Here is an 18940-nt window from a genome sequence, read left to right on the forward strand (position 1 = left end):
CCAAGTGCCCATACGCGAGATGGCGCCGTTCATGCGTTGTCTCCTGGTGTGCGGGTGCGGTCGCAGCGTTGTGCCAGAGAAATCACACGCAACACCTGGTTGGCGTAGAAACAGGGCTGGACCGGGCGGTCACCCAGTTCGGTGGCTGCGAGCAGACTGCGCACGGCGTCTTTGAATGGGCCCGGAAACGTGGCGGAACCGGCCACGGGGATATCGACATCAACCGCCCAGTGCTCGGGCTCGAACACCCAGCCGGACTCGCGCGCCCAGCCAGACAGGGTTTTGCGCAAGGTGCCATCGACCGGCGTGACCCCAAAGCGCGCAACCGGGCCCGGCAGCACTTCTGCTGAGGGTGTGCCGGCGGCTGCAGTGGCATGACCCTGTACGGCGTCAGCCCCAGATGCTGCAGCAATGGCCGCAGGCCGCACCGGGACGACGACGGGCTCCGGGGCAAGAGCCGCAAGCTGTACCGGGGCGACGACAGATGCTGCGGCAAGAACGGCTGGCTGCGCCGCGGCGACGGGCTCACTGGCAAGAGCAGCAGACCGCACCGGGGTGGCCGCAGAATTTGTGGAGGCGGCCTCTGCCAGCCCCTGGGGGGATGCGGCTGCCAGTGGGGTGATGGCAGGCTGGCGCACCGCGCCAGATTCTGGCCGGGTGATATCGGGCCCGATCTGAGCTGTGGCAAACCCTGCGGCGACGGCCCCGGAGGGCGTGCCTGCCGGAGTTGACCCGACGGATTCGGCCGACGAAGGCGTGCCACCACGCCGGACATACGCCAGGCGCTGCCCCCCGCGAATCACCAGAAACGACGGCACGCCCCGGATACGCAGATAATCGGTTTCACGTTGCGGATGCAACAGGCGATCGCCCTCTGGCCGGCGCTCGAACAGGGCCGGTACCGGCGCGCCAGCGGGATATTGCAACCAGGTGTGACGGCCGTCATCGAACACCTGCAGAGGCGCCAGATCAGGATCACCGGAGAGTTCCCAGTCGAAACGGTAATCGGCCAGCGGCCCCGGCGCCCCGGACTGCTCATGCCACCACGCCTGGTGGCCCGGGCCGGTGCACGCCACCAGCCCGCCCATGCAACAGCCCACCACCCAGATCCTGAACATGCACGCCCCCTTCTGTCGTTCTGGGAGGCATGATCATCCACTCCGGACGCGCAATCCAGACTGGCAAATACGCAAGGACAAAAGGCTCCGCCCCATCCCCGGCACATCATGCATGCCGGGGATGGGGCGGACACTGGCGCAGCCGGTATCGACTGCCGGCTGCCGGACTACTCGGCCTGGCGCACCAGGCGATTGCCCTCGGCTGCAGCACTGCTGAGCGCCGTGACGGCCGGCTCCTGGCCATCGAGCGCCGTATCGATGATCTGCTGAAAACGCGACCGGATCGCCGGGTAGTTGTTGATACGAAAGCCCTGCGCCGTCACTGCGGACTTCTGGGCGTAGGGCGCCACCAGATCCCGCCAGGCGCCCAGATGCTGATAATAGCTGTCGGGCGTCTGGTTGAACGCGGCCTTGGTAAGCGGCAGATAACCCGTTTGCTGATACCAGCGGGCCGCCTGTTCGGGCTTCGACAGCCAGCCCAGGAAGGCCACGGTGGCGTCGGTGACCGGCTTGTCGGATTTCATGACCCAAAGAGCCGACCCGTTGACAAATGGATTGCCGGGCTTGCGGGTGACTTCGGGATAATACGGCAGGCCGGACACGGCAAAATGCAGCTTGCGCTGTGCATCGAATGAGCCGATATGCCCCGAATCGGACATGAGCACTGCGCATTCGCCTGCGGCAAAGCGGTCGACGGCACGCAGGCCCGCATCGGGGCGGGTCATGATCTCGGAACGCACCCAGCTGATCATGAGCGACAGGTGCCGGACGTAGGTCGAATTGAAGGAAAAGCTGGGCAGGCCCTTGGCCGTGAGGCCATTGTCGGCCCCGGCGTAGAACTGGTTGTTGACCGCAGCGAGATTTTCCAGGTTGATGGAGACCGGCAGATTGGACGTCAGTGGGCAGGTCCGGGAGCCCTTGTTGGCCAGCGACACCAATTGCCCCTGCAGCTCCATCCAGACGCGGGCCGGTTCAGCCGGGCTGAGCCCGGCCGTTCTGAAGGCGTTCTGGTTGTAGTACATGACGGGAATTTCAAGCATGTACGGGAAGGCCATCAAGCGGCCCTTGGCATCGTGTACAAAGGCATTGTCGCTGGACAGGAACCAGTCGGTGCCCTTGAGGGCCGCCTGGCCCTGCAGCAGGTGAAACGGCAGCACATAGGGGCGGCGCGCAACGTGATCGAGCGTATGTGTGTTGCCGATCTGTGCCAGGGCCGGCAGCGTCCCGGCACTGGCGGCCCGATCGAGCGACTGGTCCAGCGCCTCGGGCGTATCGAACTGACGCAATGTGACATCGACGTCGGACTGGCTGCGATTCCAGCCACGCACCAGATCCTGCAGGACTTCGGCATTGTGGCCCTGCAGCGCATGCCATACGGGGACCTTGACTGCGGCATGTGCCGAGGTGACAAGCGCACAAGCCAGCAGAGCGCCTGCCAGACCCCGAGCACATTGAGCCGGCACGGCACCAGGAATGAATTTCATGTGGATCAACCCAGGAAAGGAAAATCGATTTCGGGCCTGCGGCCCGACACCAGATCGGCCAGGACCTTGCCTGACCCGACGCCCATGGTCCAGCCCAGGCTGCCGTGCCCGGTGTTCAGGTACAGATTGCGGATACGGGTGGGGCCAATCAGCGGAACATTGGAGGGCGTGGTCGGCCGCAAGCCGGACCAGAATCGAACATTAGCAAAATCAGGCCCGCTTGGGAACAGCCGGCGCACCCGTTCGACGAGACGATTGCAACGTGATGTATCCAGCGCGCGTGAAAAACCACCCAGTTCGGCCGTGCCCGCCACACGCAACTGTTGCCCCAGGCGCGAGAACACCAGTTTCGAGGCCTGATCGATCAGGCTGACCTGCGGCGTGGCGTCCGGCTGTCGCAGCGCGAAGGTGGCCGAGTATCCTTTCACGGGCCAGACCGGACATGCGATACCCAGCGGCCGCACCAGCGCAGGCGAATGACTGCCCAGGGCCACGACCCAGGCATCCGCCTGCACCGATTCGAACCAGCCGTCCGGCTGGATCAGTTCGGCCACGGCAACGCGGCCCCCCACCGCCAGAAGCCGGTTGACCTGGCGATTGAACAGGAAACGCACCCCCGCCGCCTCGGCATGCCCGGCCAGGGCCTGTGTGAAGCGATGCACATCACCCGATTCGTCTTCGGCCGTGTAGTCACCCCCGATGATGGGCTGATCTGCCGCGGCAAGCGCGGGCTCGATCTGCAGGACCTGTGCGGCATCGAGCACCTTCCGGTTCACGCCCAGTGCCTGCATGGCGACCGCCGCCTTGCGGGCGTACTCGAATTCGCGTTCGTCCTGGTAGAAGGCGAGGATGCCCCGCTCGAGGTGATCGTAATCGATCTGCAGCGCGCGCCGCAGTTCACCCAGTTGCCGGCGGCTGTACTGCGCCAGACCCACCATGGCCCGCAGATTCACGGCAAAGCGCCGGGGCTGCGATTCGCGCACGAACCGGGCACACCATAGCCATTGCTGCAGGCTGGGCTGCAAGGCAATGCGCAAGGGTGCGTCCCGGTGGCCAAGGTAGTGCCACAGCTGGTACCAGGTATGCGGGCTGGCCCAGGGCTCGGCGTAGCAGACGGAAATCTGGCCGCCATTGGCACGGCTGGTTTCGAGCGCAGCGGCCGGCTGACGTTCGATGACGGTGACTTCGTGGCCCGCCTGGGCCAGCCACCAGGCGCTGCTCACGCCCATGATGCCGGCCCCGAGCACGACGACCTTCATGCTGTCACCCGGGCCCGGTCTGCTTCGGTCACGAAGGCATCGGCAAAGAAGAATTCAGCGGGCAGACCGCAGTGCTGCACCAGGTCGCGCCGGGCGGCCTCGACCATGAGTGGCGAGCCGCAGGCATAGACCTGATGGCCGGAGAGATCCGGGCAATCCTCCATGAGCGCCGCGTGAACCCAGCCGGTGCGCCCCGACCAGGCGTCCCCCTCTGCCGCATTCGATACAACCGGCACCACATGAAAGCCCGGCCATTGCGTCTCCCAGCCGCGCGCGACATCCAGCTGATACAGGTCTGCCGGCCGGCGTCCCCCCCAGTACAGGACTGCAGAGCGACGGTCGCCGGCCTCGATGAGGGCCTCGATCATGGCACGGATCGGCGCAAAACCCGTGCCGCTGGCCAGAAACACGAGTGGCCGGTCGATATCGGGGCGCACGAAGAACGAACCCAGCGGCCCTTCGATGCGCAGGATTTCGCGCAGTTTGATGACCGGATCGGCCTGACCGAACAGGCGGTCAGTGAAGGCGCCACCAGGCGAATGGCGGACATGCAGTCGCAGCGTGTGCCGATCCAGCCTTGGACACGCCATGGAATAGCTGCGCCGCGCATCGTCGGGCAACAGGAAATCGAGATACTGCCCGGGCTGGAAGCGGAACGCCTGGGCGGACGGCAATTGCAGGGTGACCTCGAGCACATCGGGCGCCAGGGGTTCCAGCGCCAGGACCCGCACCGGCATGCGGGCCACCTGGATATCCTGCGCCAGGCGCACTTCCTCGACCTCGATGACCATATCGGAGCACGGCCTGGCCTGGCACAGCAGCGTATGCCCAGCCGCGAGCTCGGCCGCATCCAGGATGCGCCCCGGCGCGGGCCCGGCATCGTATTCACCGGTGAGCACCCTGCCCTGGCACGTGGAGCACGTGCCATTGCGGCAGCTGTACGGCAGCAGAATGCCCTCGGCCAGCGCGGCATCCAGTACGGTATGCCCGGATTCCACCGCAAAGACCTTGCCCGACGGCTGTACCGTGACCTTGAAACTCATGTCCCGCCTCTGTGGTTCAATACCTGGACCATTTTAGTCTTCGCGCGCAGACCACAGGCTGGGCAGCTTGATTTTCACGTCGAGCCACTTGCCCTTGCGTGCCCGGCGCCCGGCGTAGGCCGCCAGTTCGGCCGGCGTCAGGACCAGCTCGGTCTGACGCGCGCGGTAGACGCCACGCAGCACCAGGCCGCGATCATTGACTGGAGCCCATTGGGCAATGGTGTCACCGGGATCCAGGCCCATGAGGATGGTACCCCGCCCGCCTGCCGGCAACGACTTGAGTTCGGCCAGCGCTACCACCAGCAAGCGGCCCTTGCCACTGAGCAGGGCCACGGCGTGATCCCCTTCGTGCAGCTCCAGTGGCCTGAGCAGGGTTTCGCCCGCAGCCACCGTGATGAACTGTTTGCCGGCATGCTGGCGCGTGAGCAGGTCACCCAGGCGGGCCGTGAAGCCATAGCCCGAATCCACCCCCAAGAGCAGGCGCTGCGCCGGATCACCCGCCAGCACATGGACGATGCGGCTGCCGGCTGCGAGCTCGACCATGGCCGTGATCGGCTGGCCGTCACCCCGGCCAGACGGCACCTGTGACAGGGCGACCCCGAAGCTGCGCCCCGTATCCGACAGCGCAGCCAGATCCTGGGTGCTGCGGCATTCCAGCAGACCATACAGATCATCGCCGCTCTTGAACGCAAACTGCCCTGGATCGAGGCCATGCCCAAGACGGGTACGCAGCCAGCCCTTGCGCGAGACCACCAGGGTAATGGCCTCATCGACCACCGGGCTGTCGAGCACGGCACGCCGGGCTTCTTCGATGAGGGTGCGCCGGTCATCGCCATACTGGCGCGCATCGGCCTCGATCTCGCGCGCCATGAGCCGGCGCATGGCGCCCGGGTGATCGAGCAAGACCTGCAATTGCTGCCGATCAGCCCGTTTCTGGTCGAGTTCCTGCTCGATGCGGATACTCTCCAGGCGCGCCAGCTGCCGCAGGCGCATGTCGAGAATGTCATCGGCCTGTCGCTCACTGAGGTTGAAGCGCGTCATCAGTGCCGGGCGCGGCTCATCGGCTTCGCGTATCGTGCGGATCACCTCGTCCACGTTCAGGTGGACGATGAGGCGCCCCTCGAGAATGTGGATGCGATCCAGAACCTTGTCGAGGCGATGGCGCGTGCGGCGCGTCAGCGTACCCAGCCTGTAATCCAGCCAGGACTGGAGGATCTGGCGCAGCGAACGCTGCCCCGGGCGGCCATCGGTATCGATGCAGACCAGGTTCACGGGCACATTGCCTTCCAGCCCGGTGCGCACCAGCAGCACGCTGACAAATTCGTCGCGGTCGATGCGCCCGGTTCGGGGCTCGAACACCAGACGCACCGGCGCCTGCTTGCCCGATTCATCGCGTACGGCATCCAGCAGGCTGAGCACCTGCGTCCTGGTCTGCTGCTGCTCTGCCGACAAGGTCTTCCTGCCGGCCCTGGGCCTGGGATTGGTGAGTTCCTCGATGGCCTCGAGGACCTTCTGGCTCGATGTGCCCGGTGGCAGTTCGGTGACCACCAGTTGCCACTGGCCCCGGGCGAGCTCCTCGAAGTGCCAGCGCGCTCGTACGCGCAGGGTGCCACGCCCACTGGCATAGACCTGTGCAATGTCATCGGCAGTGGAAATGAGTTGCCCACCGCCCGGGAAGTCGGGCCCCGGGATCAGGGCATGCAGTTTGGCGTCGGGAAGGTCGGGCTCGCGCAGCAGCGCCACGCAGGCCCTGGCCACTTCGCGCAGATTGTGTGCCGGAATCTCGGTGGCCATGCCCACGGCGATCCCGGAGGCGCCATTGAGCAGCATGATGGGCAGACGCGCCGGCAGGCAGACGGGTTCATGCTGGCTGCCATCGTAGTTGGGCACGAAATCCACCGTGCCCTCGTCCAGTTCGTCGAGCAGCAGGCGCGAGAACGCCGTCAGGCGGGCTTCTGTATAGCGCATGGCTGCGGCGTTGTCGCCATCACGCGAACCAAAGTTCCCCTGGCCGTCGATCAGCGGATAGCGCAGGACGAAATCCTGCGCCATGCGCACCATGGCATCATAGGCCGCCTGATCCCCGTGCGGGTGATACTTGCCCAACACGTCACCGACGACGCGCGCCGATTTGACGGGCCGGGCCTGGGGGCCCAGCCCCATCGCATCCATGGCATACATGATGCGCCGCTGCACCGGCTTCTGGCCGTCGGTCACATCGGGCAGCGCCCGGCCGCGCACCACCGACACGGCATAATCGAGATAGGCCTGTTCGGCAAAATGCGCCAGCATCAGCCCTTCTTCATCGCCCATGCCGCCAACTCCTGCGTCCTGATCCATCATCCTGCGTCCCGATCAACCATCTCTTTCAGACATCCACATCGGCCAGATTGCCTTTCTCTTCCAGCCAGGACCGCCGCCGGGCCGATTCACCGCGCGCCATGAGCATATCGAACATGCGCGCCGAGGCCTCGCGGCCATCGGGGCCATGCCGCACTTGCACGAGACGCCGTGTATCGGGATTGAGGGTCGTATCCCACAGTTGCTCGGCATTCATCTCGCCCAGGCCCTTGAACCGGCTGATGCGCCAGCCCCCCTCGCGCAGCCCCTCGCCACGCAGTTTTTCCTGCAGCACATCGAGCTCGGCCTGGTCCAGGCAATACAGCTTGCGCGCCGGGCGTTTCCCGGCGGCTGGCACGTCGACGCGATACAGGGGCGGGCGCGCCACATACACGTGCCCGGTCTTGATCAACTGCGGAAAATGCCGCAGGAACAGCGTGAGCAGCAGCACCTGGATATGCGCGCCATCGACATCGGCATCCGACAGGATGCAGATGCGCCTGTAGCGCAGGCCGGACAGATCGGCCTGATCCATCGGGCCATGGGGATCCACCCCGATCGCCACGGAAATGTCGTGAATCTCGTGATTCGCAAACAGCCGGTCGCGCTCGACTTCCCAGGCATTCAGGATCTTGCCGCGCAAGGGCAGGATGGCCTGGAATTCCTTGTCGCGCCCCATCTTCGCCGAGCCCCCCGCCGAATCGCCCTCGACCAGGAAGATTTCGGTACGCGATGCATCCGATGACTCGCAGTCGGTCAGCTTGCCCGGCAGGACCGCGACACCCGAACCCTTGCGTTTTTCAACCTTGCGCGTGGCCCGTACCCGTGTGCGCGCCTGGCCGATCGCCAGCTCGGCAATCTTGCGGCCGTGCTCGACATGGGCATGCAGCCACAATTCGAGCGCATTGCGCAGGATTCCACCCACCAGGCGCACGGCATCACGGCTGTTCAGGCGCTCCTTGATCTGCCCCTGGAACTGCGGATCGAGCACCTTGGCCGAGAGCACGAAGCTGGCCCGCGCGAATACATCCTCGGGCAGCAGGCGCAAGCCCTTGGGCACCAGACCGTGCATTTCGGCAAACGACCTGACGGCACTGAACAACCCTTCGCGCAGACCCGATTCATGGGTCCCGCCCGCGGGTGTGGCGATCAGATTGACATACGACTCGCGCACGACGGGCCCCTCTTCCGACCAGGCCACCGCCCAATGGGCACCCTCGCCGAGCGCATGGTGCTCATCATCGGCACCCACGAAATGCGCGCCCTCGAACAGGGGCACCAGCAGCGTCGAACCCGCCAGTTCTTCGGCCAGATAGGCGGGCAGCCCGCCCGCGTAGTGCCATTCGCGCTGCTGCCCGGTCTTTTCGCACGCCAGGCTGACGCGACAACCGTCCAGCAGGACCGCCTTGCTGCGCAACACGTGTTCGAGTTCACCCAGCGGCACTTTGCCCTGGTCGAAGAACCGGGCATCGGGCCAGACCCGCACCCGTGTCCCGGTGCGCTTTCTGGGCACCGAAGCCCCTTTTTTCAGGGCCTGCACCACAGCACCATCGGCAAACACCATATGCCATTCGGCACCATCGCGCCAGACCGTGACCTCGAGACGCGTCGCGAGCGCGTTGGTGACCGACACCCCGACCCCGTGCAAGCCTCCTGAAAACGCATAGGCTGCCGCACCGTCCTTGCTGAACTTGCCGCCGGCGTGCAGCCGGGTGAAGACAAGCTCGATGACCGGCACCCGCTCCTGCGGGTGCGGGCCCACCGGGATCCCCCGGCCATCGTCCTGTACCGAGACGCTGCCGTCGGCGTGACAGGTCACGTCGATCTGCCGCGCATGACCCGCCAGGGCTTCGTCGGCCGCATTGTCGATCACCTCTTGCAGCATATGCAGCGGATTGTTGGTCCGCGTGTACATCCCGGGGCGCTGGCGCACCGGCTCGAGCCCCTTCAGAACCTGAATCGAAGATTCGTCGTATCGTGCTGTAGTCAATGTTGCGTCCGTCATCCAGGCCAGAAAAAAGCACCATTTTACGAAGATAATGTTATGCTTGATGGCAACAGGCTACGGCATGCCACGCACGGGCTGCCTGCACAATCGCCTCGTCATCGTTTATCCCAGGTTCCAAATACAATGAGCGACTCCATCCAGCATGTCAGTGATGCGTCCTTCCAGGCCGACGTGCTCCAATCCGAACGTCCGGTGCTGGTCGACTTCTGGGCCGAATGGTGCGGCCCCTGTAAAATGATTGCGCCGCTGCTCGAAGAAGCCGCCAGCAAGCATCAGGGCCGCCTCACCATTGCCAAGCTCAATGTCGACGACAATCCCGCCAGTGCAGCAGAGTACGGCGTCCGGGGCATTCCCACCCTGATGCTCTTCAAGGCAGGCCAGGTCGTGGCCACCAAGGTGGGCGCCCTGTCGCGCAACCAGCTGCAGGCTTTCCTCGACGAAGCACTGTAAACACACCATCCCGATCCATATCCTTCGATCCTGTGCACGCAGGCCCTGCCCGGGGCCTGCGGTTGTCCAGACGGTCCTTCTGTCCCCTCCTCCGTTTCCCACCCATGCACCTGAATGAACTCAAAGCACTGCATGTCTCGCAGTTGCTCGAAATGGCCGCCGGTCTGGAGATCGAAAACGCCAACCGCCTGCGCAAACAGGAACTGATGTTCGCCATCATGAAGCGGCGCGCCAAGCAAGGCGAACAGATCTTCGGCGACGGCGTACTTGAAGTCCTGCCAGACGGCTTCGGCTTTCTGCGCTCGCCCGAGACCTCATATCTGGCCAGTACCGACGACATCTACATCTCGCCCTCGCAGATCCGGCGCTTCAACCTGCACACAGGCGATTCGATCGAAGGCGAGGTGCGCGTGCCCAAGGACGGCGAACGCTATTTCGCGCTGGTGAAGGTCGACAAGGTCAATGGCATGCTGCCGGAAGCCATCAAGCACCGGATCATGTTCGAGAACCTCACACCGCTGCACCCCGATGTCCCCATGGTGCTCGAGCGCGACATCAAGAGCAAGGAAAACATCACCGGGCGCATCATGGACATCTTCGCGCCCATCGGCAAGGGCCAGCGCGCCCTGATCGTCGCCAGCCCCAAGTCCGGCAAGACCGTGATGATGCAGCACATTGCACACGCCATCACCGCCAATTATCCCGATGCCGTGATGATCGTGCTGCTGGTCGACGAACGCCCGGAAGAAGTCACCGAAATGCAACGCACGGTGCGCGGCGAAGTCGTCGCGTCCACCTTTGATGAACCGGCCACACGACACGTGCAGGTCGCTGAAATGGTGATCGAAAAGGCCAAGCGCCTGGTCGAGCTCAAGAAAGACGTGGTCATACTGCTCGACTCGATCACTCGTCTGGCCCGCGCCTACAACACCGTTGTCCCGGCATCGGGCAAGGTGCTCACGGGCGGCGTCGATGCCAATGCCCTGCAACGCCCCAAACGCTTCTTTGGCGCAGCGCGCAACCTCGAAGAGGGCGGCTCGCTGACCATCATCGGTACGGCTCTCATCGAAACGGGCAGCCGCATGGATGAAGTCATTTACGAAGAATTCAAGGGCACGGGCAACTCCGAAGTGCATCTCGAGCGCCGCCTGGCAGAAAAGCGCATTTATCCGGCCATCAACCTGAACAAATCCGGCACACGTCGCGAAGAACTCCTGATCGCCCCGGATCTTCTGCCGAAGATCTGGGTGTTGCGCAAATTCATACACGATATGGATGATGTCGAAGCCATGGAATTCATCCTGGACAAAATCCGGGCCACCAAGAACAACGCCGAATTCTTCGACATGATGAAAAAATAAGCGAGATCCCTTGATGAACCCCTCTTCCGTCAATGATTTCCTGTCCCGAGTCGAGGCCCGAGATCCGAATCAACCTGAATACCTGCAGGCCGTCACTGAAGTCATGCACTGCCTGTGGCCCTATATGCAGTCGCACCCCCATTATGCCGATCAGGCACTGCTCGAACGCCTGATCGAACCCGAGCGCATCATCCAGTTCCGCATCTGCTGGCTCGATGACAGCGGGCAGATCCGCGTCAACCGGGGCTACCGCATCCAGCACAGCTCGGCCATCGGGCCCTACAAGGGCGGCATGCGGTTTCACCCCTCGGTGAACCTCTCCATCCTGAAGTTCCTGGCCTTCGAGCAGACGTTCAAGAACGCACTCACCACCTTGCCCATGGGCAGCGGCAAGGGCGGCTCGGATTTCGACCCCAAGGGCAAATCCGATGCCGAAGTCATGCGTTTCTGCCAGGCCCTGATGATCGAGCTCTACCGCCACCTGGGGCCCGATACCGATGTCCCGGCCGGCGACATCGGCGTGGGCAGCCGCGAGGTCGGTTACATGGCCGGCATGATGAAAAAGCTGTCCAACCAGTCTGGCAGCGTATTCACCGGCAAGGGTACGGCGTTCGGCGGCAGCCTCATCCGCCCCGAAGCCACCGGCTATGGCACGGTCTATTTTGCCGAAGAAATGCTGCACCATGCCGGGCAATCGCTGGAAGGCTACAAGGTCGCGGTATCCGGGTCGGGCAACGTAGCCCAGTATGCCATCGAAAAATGCATGCAGCTGGGTGCCCGGGTCATTTCCGCATCGGATTCGCAGGGCTGTGTGATCGATCCGGCCGGCTTCACACCTGAAAAACTCGCCTGGCTGATCGAACTCAAGAACGAACGGCGCGGCCGTATCGAAGAGTACGCCGAGCACTTCGGGCTGCAGTACGAGGCCGACCGCTGTCCATGGCACGTGCCGGTCGATGTGGCCCTGCCGTGCGCCACCCAGAACGAACTCACGCTCGATGATGCCCGTACCTTGATAGGCAATGGTGTGCGCTGCGTGGCAGAAGGCGCCAACATGCCCACCAGCTATGATGCAGCAGAGGCGTTCATCCAGGCCGGCGTACTCTACGCGCCGGGCAAGGCCAGCAACGCGGGCGGCGTAGCGGTTTCAGGCCTGGAGATGAGCCAGAATGCCCAGCGGCTGCACTGGACTCGCGATCAGGTCGACAGCCGCCTGCATGCCATCATGCGCGACATCCACGAAAACTGCGTGCACTATGGTGCGCAGGGTCGCAAGGTGAATTACCTGAATGGTGCCAACATCGCCGGCTTCGTGAAGGTGGCCGATGCCATGCTGGCGCAGGGGGTGTACTGATGAATCCGCCTGATGCGCTTCGGCACCCATGAAAAAGGCTCCCCAGGGAGCCTTTTTCATGGTTTGCTCGACAGGCTGACCTCCTCGAGTTGCGGATCCTCCCAGGGGCCGGTGATCGCGTAGCGCCTGGTCATGGCACGGGCCAGGGGATCCTTCAGCAACCATTGTGTCACAAAGGCGCCCAGGCCAACCAATGGGTTCACGGCGATGCCCGCGGCCACGGAGGCCCCGCTGGCATCGAGGTTGGGGACCACCACGGCCTGCAGATCCATGGTCTCCTCGATCACATCCGCACTGCCGTCCAGGATCAGGGTACCCACCGGACCGATCATCTTGTAATCCTGCATCCGCGCGAGGCCCCGATCCAGTCTGAGGGTGCCACGCAACTGATCAAACGGCAGACCTTCCCGCATCAAGCCCGTGAGCGCACCCTCGAGGCGGAACAGGCGCGAAACGGACTGCAGGGAGAAGACTTCGAGCAACTTGGCCGAGCGTGAATCCACCTGGGGAAAACGGCCTTTGTCGAGCGACAGGGTCAGTTCACCATCAATGTCCTGAACCTCTCTGCGCCATGGCAGATTGCGCCAATCGAAGTGCCCCTGAATCTCACCCTGCCCACCCACGAGCACCCCCGACCAACCGGCATGATCCATCCAGGCGCCAAGATTGTCAGTATCCATGCGCGCCTTGATGGACAAGCCCCGGTCCGCGCCCTGCAGGCGCCACACGCCGGTACCCTGCAGTTGCGTCCCGGCAGGCCCGATGCGCAAACGCCCCAGAGTCCAGATCTTGCCGGCGCGATCCTGTTCGCCTTCCAGGGCCAGTGGCCCCAGCGCATGACCGTAGAGACGAAAGTCTTCCACCTGCAGGGTGATCGCCGGGATGAAGACGTCGTCATCCAGGTCCTGCGCGATGTCCGCCGATGGCGTGGGCAGCAGGGACCCCGTATCGCCTGGATCATCCCCCAGGCTCAAACGATCGAAATGCGCATTCACGCGCCCCTGCACCTGGCCTTCATGGGCCTGCCACTTGATGGTCCCGCGGGTCTGGTCGGAACGCAGGTTCACCGACCATTGGCCACCCTGCGCGCGCACCGCCCGCAAGGTGGCCTGATCCAGCCGTGTCCCCAGAAGGCGCAACTGATCGGCACGAACGCTGAATGCCACCAGATCAGGCCAAAGACCCGGTCCGGCATGAGGCGCCCCGGGCGCGGAAAATTCGTTGGCAATGCGATCCCAGGCATCGAGATCCACCAGGGGATAGGCCACATCGAGCGTCAGGCCAGCCACAGGCTCGGCGGCCGCGCGCCCCAGACCGATGGCAGCCTGCTCGAAATAGGGTTTCCGTGGCGCATCCGGGCGATGCGTCAGCCGCATGTCCAGTGCGCTGCCCAGTCGGACATCCAGGCTTTCCCGGCCGTTCGCCGCGTCACTCCAGTCGATCTGCAACGGCATGGCCTCACCCAGCGGTTTGGCGAGCGGGGCGGGAAAATCGAGCTTCATGTCCTGGAGTTCGGATTCGAGCCCCAGGTGATAACCGTGCCCCGTGCGTCGCAACAGCGCCTTCCAGGCGAGCGACCCCGAAATCCGCTGCATACCGGGTACGTCGGCCAGCGTGCGCAGGGCGCTTGCGGCCATGGTGCCGTGCAGCTTCAGGCCGGGCGCCTGCGCCGGACCCAGCGCGCCTGTGACGTTCAACTCACCCCCCAGGAATCGTGCCTTCAGCGGCGCCGGCATGGTGACCCCATTCTCGTCGAAATCAAGTCGCCCGGCGATGGCGTCTATCTGCGGCACTTCGGGCAAAAAGCGCACACTCGACGGCCCCGAAAACTGCACCTGCCCATGCACCTGGGTGTCGATGCTGTGCAACAGCGGTACGGTGAGAGACAGCGGCACCTGCCATTGGCCCGTCGCCCGGGCCTCCGAAAACAGGCCCTGCAGCATGTCGCCGACTGGCGAATGCCGCATGAATGACATCCAGGTCTGGCCGCTGGCCCGGGCCTGGCCCGATACTTCGAGGGTGGTGTCGTTTTCGAGATCCGGGATGCGCGCATCGATGTCATTCAGGTGGATCCATTCATCACCTGGTGCCGGCTGCATCACGGCACGCTCACCCTGCAGGCGCAAATCGGTCCGGTGCAGTTCTGCGCGGCCCCGGATCTGCTCGAGCAATGGCCAGCGCTCGGCAGCCGTCGCATCGGGCACGAGATCGACCGTGGCGTTCACCAGCTGGCCTGCCAGATGAAAATCCCCAGCATCGGGCCGGTCACCGAACGGGAACTCGGCGATATCCCCCCGCAGCCGCCAATCGGCCTCGCGCAGCTCACCCTGCCTGAGGCCTTCGGCCAGCCATGCGCGTGCGTCTTCATCCACTTCGAGGGGCAGATAGCGATGCAGGGCGGCCAGTTCCGCGCGTTCGACCCGGCCGCCCAATTCGGCCTGACCGGCCCCGGGCCCGGAAGCCCAGTGGCCCTGGCCCCGGACACTGATGTCGGGATTGAGCCAGCGAAACTGATCGAGTTGCAGGATCAGATCAGGCGTTGGCCGTTCTTCGGCCACATCGACGGCAACCGTCGCGGCGCTTGCAGCATCCAGATCCGGCAAATGCCCGGTGAGTTGCCCTCGAGCCTCGATGGCGCCCAGTTGCAGGTCATGATCGAACCAGGCGGGCGCCTCGAGTATGGCACCATGGGTCCGAACCTGGAAATCGAGCGGCCCACGCAGGTGCCCCTCGCGCCCCAGGACGCGCAGCGTGGCCAGGCTTGAGCGCCCCCAGGCCTGGAGGTCTGCAACCTGCAGCCGGCCCTCTTTTTGAGGCTGCCATACCAGCCCCAAAGATTGCAACAACACCGTGACACGAGGCCCGGAGGCCGACGACTGGCCCCAGAACTGCACATCGAGACTGCCCTTGTGCAAGGCCTGGGGCACGTCCAGCCACGAACGCCAGACGGCCGCATCGCTGCCCTGCAGGCGCATCCAGGCCTGCCAGGACGATGGCCACTGCCCCCGAGCCAGGGCCGTGGCATCGGCCAGCGTCGCCCGCAGGCTCAGATGCGCCTGCGGCACCGCGGCGGTTTGTGCAGCCAGTGACACCCCGACCCCGCCGTCAGGCTGTCGGCGCAGGGTCAGATCCACCCCTTCGAGCGCGAGCTCCGTGCCATCGCGGGTGTGATCTGCCCAGCGCAGGGTGGCATCGCGAAATTCGAGCATGGGCTGGGACAGCAGCCACCGCAGGGCCGCATCCGACACAGCCTCATCGTCGGCAGAACCGCTCTCGTTTGCCAGAGGGATATCCAGCTGCCCGCCAGGCAAACGGACCAGGTGCAGCGCCACACCGCGGGTCTGCAGATGCAGCACGCCAGGATGATCGGGACGCCAGGCGGGCCAGTCGACCAGCGCGTGCACCGACGGAATGGTGAGCAGGTCTCTGCCATCATGCGAGCGCAGGCGCACGTTGCGCATGTCGATGCGCGGCCTGAAGCCTTGCCACCGGATCGCAAGGCGGTCCCAGTGGACGTCGGCCCCGAGCGCACGCGAGAGATGATCCTGCACATACCCCTGCCCATGCTGCAGAAGCGGCGGCAGACCGTAGCGCACGCCCAGCACGCCCAATACCAGAATGATGTAAAGGCCGATGAGGAGCCTGAGCAGGTACCGGCCACAGGTTGCGGCAAGGCGTGAATTCAATTGGCGCATGCCATGATTTGCAGTATGTTGGAGCCCATGTCCGATGCCATTATATTGGAGCCGGCCCTCACGTGGTCGGGCTGCCTGCGCCGCTATCTCGATGCACATCCGCAGGCACGCGAAGGCCTGCTGGCCGATGCCCATCAGCCCCTGACCCGCAAGACGCTGGCCGGCTGGTTTGACGCGCTTGCGCTGGCCGATCCCGAATTGCCACGGCCCGAACTGGCCAGGCGCCTGCGGCAATTGCGTCGGCGCGTGTTCCAGACGCTCATGGTTCGCGACCTGAACAGCCAGGCCGCATTGCATGAAGTGGTCTCGGCCATGTCCCAGCTGGCCGATCTGGCCACAGGCAGTGCCTATGCCTGCGCACAGCGTGAGCTTGGGCGGCGCCACGGCCTGCCGCGTGGGGCCCGCAGCGGCGCCCCCCAGGACATGCTGATTCTGGGCATGGGCAAACTCGGCGGCCAGGAGCTGAACGTGTCGTCGGACATCGACCTGATCATGCTGTATGAAGAAGACGGCGAAACCAATGGTGAACGCCCGCTCAGCCACCAGGAATTCCACGGCCGCACGGTCCGGCTGATGAGTACCATTCTCTCCGAGCCCGATACCGATGGCCTCGTATTTCGCACCGATCTGCGCCTGCGCCCCGATGGCAGCAGCGGGCCGCTGGCCTGGAGCCTGCAGGCGCTGGAACACTACCTCATCCACCAGGGGCGCGAGTGGGAACGCTATGCGTGGCTCAAGGCACGCCTGATCCACTGCCCCCTGCACGATGGCGCACAATACCAGGCCCAGAGGCACCGGCTGGAGGCGCTGCGTCGCTCATTCGTCTACCGCAAATACCTGGACTTCGACACGCTTTCCGCCCTGCGTGAACTGCGTGAACGCATACGCCACGACTGGCAGCAGCGCGCCCACGCAAGGCGTGGAGTCGATGCCTGGCACAACATCAAGTTGGGCGAAGGCGGCATCCGGGAAATCGAGTTCGTGGTGCAGCTCAACCAGTTGATCCGCGGCGGACAACAGCCTTCGCTGCAACAGCGCAATCTGCTGGCGGCCCTGCACAAGCAGCGCCGTGCGGGCCTTCTGGCCGAAGACGACATGCGCACGATCGAATCTGCCTACGTCTTCCTGCGCCAGCTCGAGCACCGCCTGCAGTACCGCGAAGATGAGCAGACCCATCTGTTGCCGCGCGACAGCGGCACCCTGGCGGCCCTGGCCCAAAGCATGGGGTTCGAACGAACCGAAGACTTCACCTCCCGCCTGCAGGAGCACCGTGACCGGGTCAGCCACTACTTCCACGATGCATTCCGGATGGCTGGGGTGGCTGACAGGCCTGCCGGCGGCCGCCTTGCGGCCCAGCCACAGCCGCCAGCCGCCAGCCCCGGGGCGGCCCCGGTCGATGGCCCGGTGCAGGATGACATGCAGACACGCCTGCAGGCACTATTGAACGGCAGTCGGGTACGCAGCCTGCCCCCTGCCAGCCGGCAGCGCCTCGACGCATTGCGCCCCCATCTGCAACAGGCGGCCTTGCAGACGGATGATCCGGTTCTGACCCTGCAGCGCATGCTCAACCTGCTCGAGCACATCATGCAGCGCAGCGCCTACCTGGCCCTGCTGTCCGAATATCCGGAAACACTGGCCCGCGTTGCGCGCATCGTGCATGCCAGCCCCTGGGCATCCGAGTATCTGAACCGCTATCCGCTGCTGCTCGACAGCCTGATCGAATGGCGCAGCCTGCTGCAGGTGCCGGATTTTGCGGTACTTGCCGATCAACTGCGCAACGACCTGGATGCCTGCATCCTGCCCGACGGCGAGGCCGACATCGAGCAGCAGATGAACCTGATGCGCGACGTCCAGCACCAGGTCACCTTTCAATTGCTGGCGCAGGACCTCGAAAACCTGCTCAGCGTCGAGACACTGGCCGATCACCTCTCGGCGCTGGCCGACCTGATGCTGGCCGAGGCCATCCGGCGCGTGTGGCCCCAGGTTCTGCCCAGGGCCCTGCGTGCCGACCCACCCGCACCGCATTTTTCCATCATTGCCTATGGCAAGCTGGGGGGCAAGGAACTCGGCTACGCGTCAGATCTGGATCTGGTGTTCCTGTACGACGACCCCGACCAGGACGCCAGCGAGCGCTACGTCAAACTGGGCCGACGCGTGGCTTCGTGGCTCTCTACCCTGACCTCGTCAGGGCGGCTCTACGACATCGACCTGCGCCTGCGCCCGGACGGCGATGCCGGCCTGCTTGCGGTGCCGATCGATGCGTTCCACCGCTACCAGCTCGAACAGGCCTGGCCCTGGGAGCATCAGGCGCTCACCCGGGCCCGGTTCGTAGCCGGCGATGCCGACATCGGCGCGCGCTTCGAGGCCATCCGCCAGCAGATCCTGCTGCTGCCCCGTGATCCTGACATTCTGCGCGAACAGGTGCGCTCCATGCGTGACAGGATCGCCCAGGGGCACCCCAATCCCAGCGGGCTGTTCGATCTCAAGCACGACCGCGGCGGCATGGTGGATATCGAATTCATCACCCAATACCTGGTGCTTTGCCACGCAGGCAAACACCCCGAACTTCTGGGCAATCTGGGCAACATCGCACTGCTGGGCCTGGCGGCGCGGGCCGGCCTGATCCCGCAGCTTCTGGCCGATGAGGCCGCCAATACCTATCGGGCCTTCCGGCGACGCCAGCATGCATTGCGTCTGCAGGGCGCCGACAAGGCCCGGGTGCCGGGGCTGGAGTTCGTGCGCGAACGCGAAGCGGTCATCCTGCTCTGGGAACAGGTGTTCGGACCCGCTGCCACCAGGCCGACATCAGCGGATGCGAAATAGCATAT

11 protein-coding genes are annotated in these 18940 nt (G+C 64.7%); 4 read left to right on the forward strand and 7 right to left on the reverse strand.

Features of this window, described 5'->3' with window-relative positions:
- Positions 1 to 29 precede the first annotated feature (29 nt).
- The 6 genes from WCY17_RS02435 to WCY17_RS02460 form a co-directional block, all read right to left on the reverse strand.
- A complete protein-coding gene (locus tag WCY17_RS02435; RefSeq protein ID WP_372700574.1) occupies positions 30 to 1118 on the reverse strand; it encodes a TcpQ domain-containing protein in 1089 nt (362 codons plus the stop codon).
- A 167-nt stretch (positions 1119 to 1285) separates the two neighbouring features.
- Positions 1286 to 2602: an extracellular solute-binding protein gene (locus WCY17_RS02440; protein WP_372700575.1), complete on the reverse strand. Its 1317-nt coding sequence runs from the start codon at positions 2600 to 2602 to the stop codon at positions 1286 to 1288.
- A 5-nt stretch (positions 2603 to 2607) separates the two neighbouring features.
- The gene (locus WCY17_RS02445; protein WP_372700576.1) at positions 2608 to 3861 is read right to left on the reverse strand and encodes a D-amino acid dehydrogenase; all 1254 of its coding nucleotides are present in this window, start codon (positions 3859 to 3861) and stop codon (positions 2608 to 2610) included.
- Positions 3858 to 4904 (reverse strand): CDP-6-deoxy-delta-3,4-glucoseen reductase, encoded by a 1047-nt coding sequence (locus tag WCY17_RS02450; protein ID WP_372700577.1) that lies wholly within the window; start codon positions 4902 to 4904, stop codon positions 3858 to 3860. The genes WCY17_RS02445 and WCY17_RS02450 overlap by 4 nt, the downstream gene beginning before the upstream one ends.
- Before the next feature lie 33 nt (positions 4905 to 4937).
- On the reverse strand, positions 4938 to 7247 hold the full coding sequence (gene parC / locus WCY17_RS02455) for a DNA topoisomerase IV subunit A (protein ID WP_372700578.1): 2310 nt from the start codon (positions 7245 to 7247) through the stop codon (positions 4938 to 4940).
- A gap of 25 nt (positions 7248 to 7272) precedes the next feature.
- The gene (locus WCY17_RS02460) at positions 7273 to 9249 is read right to left on the reverse strand and encodes a DNA topoisomerase IV subunit B (protein WP_372700579.1); all 1977 of its coding nucleotides are present in this window, start codon (positions 9247 to 9249) and stop codon (positions 7273 to 7275) included.
- A gap of 126 nt (positions 9250 to 9375) precedes the next feature.
- Between WCY17_RS02460 and trxA the strand changes: the two genes are divergently transcribed.
- The 3 genes from trxA to gdhA all read left to right on the forward strand — a co-directional run bounded on the left by trxA (position 9376) and on the right by gdhA (position 12417).
- Positions 9376 to 9702 (forward strand): thioredoxin TrxA, encoded by a 327-nt coding sequence (gene trxA, locus WCY17_RS02465; RefSeq protein WP_372700580.1) that lies wholly within the window; start codon positions 9376 to 9378, stop codon positions 9700 to 9702.
- Between the two features lie 104 nt (positions 9703 to 9806).
- The gene (rho, locus tag WCY17_RS02470; protein WP_372700581.1) at positions 9807 to 11063 is read left to right on the forward strand and encodes a transcription termination factor Rho; all 1257 of its coding nucleotides are present in this window, start codon (positions 9807 to 9809) and stop codon (positions 11061 to 11063) included.
- 13 nt (positions 11064 to 11076) lie between these two features.
- Positions 11077 to 12417 (forward strand): NADP-specific glutamate dehydrogenase, encoded by a 1341-nt coding sequence (gene gdhA / locus WCY17_RS02475; protein ID WP_372700582.1) that lies wholly within the window; start codon positions 11077 to 11079, stop codon positions 12415 to 12417.
- 56 nt (positions 12418 to 12473) lie between these two features.
- On the opposite strand, the gene WCY17_RS02480 is transcribed toward gdhA, so the two are convergent.
- Positions 12474 to 16112 (reverse strand): YhdP family protein, encoded by a 3639-nt coding sequence (locus tag WCY17_RS02480; RefSeq protein WP_372700583.1) that lies wholly within the window; start codon positions 16110 to 16112, stop codon positions 12474 to 12476.
- A gap of 27 nt (positions 16113 to 16139) precedes the next feature.
- On the opposite strand from WCY17_RS02480, the gene glnE reads away from it, so the two are divergent.
- Positions 16140 to 18935 carry a bifunctional [glutamate--ammonia ligase]-adenylyl-L-tyrosine phosphorylase/[glutamate--ammonia-ligase] adenylyltransferase gene (gene glnE, locus WCY17_RS02485; RefSeq protein ID WP_372700584.1) on the forward strand — a complete coding sequence of 932 codons (2796 nt, stop codon included), beginning with the start codon at positions 16140 to 16142 and terminating at the stop codon, positions 18933 to 18935.
- The last annotated feature ends 5 nt before the right edge of the window (positions 18936 to 18940 follow it).

Source organism: Castellaniella sp. (assembly GCF_041677825.1).
Classification (GTDB): Bacteria; Pseudomonadota; Gammaproteobacteria; order Burkholderiales; family Burkholderiaceae_B; genus Castellaniella.

Bases quoted from the DNA above. Each gene is read 5' to 3' on its own strand.
- glnE (WP_372700584.1), top strand. From the start codon at position 16,140: ATGTCCGATGCCATTATATTGGAGCCGGCCCTCACGTGGTCGGGCTGC.
- WCY17_RS02450 (WP_372700577.1), bottom strand. From the start codon at position 4,904: ATGAGTTTCAAGGTCACGGTACAGCCGTCGGGCAAGGTCTTTGCGGTG.
- WCY17_RS02445 (WP_372700576.1), bottom strand. From the start codon at position 3,861: ATGAAGGTCGTCGTGCTCGGGGCCGGCATCATGGGCGTGAGCAGCGCC.
- parC (WP_372700578.1), bottom strand. From the start codon at position 7,247: ATGATGGATCAGGACGCAGGAGTTGGCGGCATGGGCGATGAAGAAGGG.
- WCY17_RS02460 (WP_372700579.1), bottom strand. From the start codon at position 9,249: ATGACGGACGCAACATTGACTACAGCACGATACGACGAATCTTCGATT.
- trxA (WP_372700580.1), top strand. From the start codon at position 9,376: ATGAGCGACTCCATCCAGCATGTCAGTGATGCGTCCTTCCAGGCCGAC.
- WCY17_RS02480 (WP_372700583.1), bottom strand. From the start codon at position 16,112: ATGCGCCAATTGAATTCACGCCTTGCCGCAACCTGTGGCCGGTACCTG.
- WCY17_RS02440 (WP_372700575.1), bottom strand. From the start codon at position 2,602: ATGAAATTCATTCCTGGTGCCGTGCCGGCTCAATGTGCTCGGGGTCTG.
- rho (WP_372700581.1), top strand. From the start codon at position 9,807: ATGCACCTGAATGAACTCAAAGCACTGCATGTCTCGCAGTTGCTCGAA.
- WCY17_RS02435 (WP_372700574.1), bottom strand. From the start codon at position 1,118: ATGTTCAGGATCTGGGTGGTGGGCTGTTGCATGGGCGGGCTGGTGGCG.
- gdhA (WP_372700582.1), top strand. From the start codon at position 11,077: ATGAACCCCTCTTCCGTCAATGATTTCCTGTCCCGAGTCGAGGCCCGA.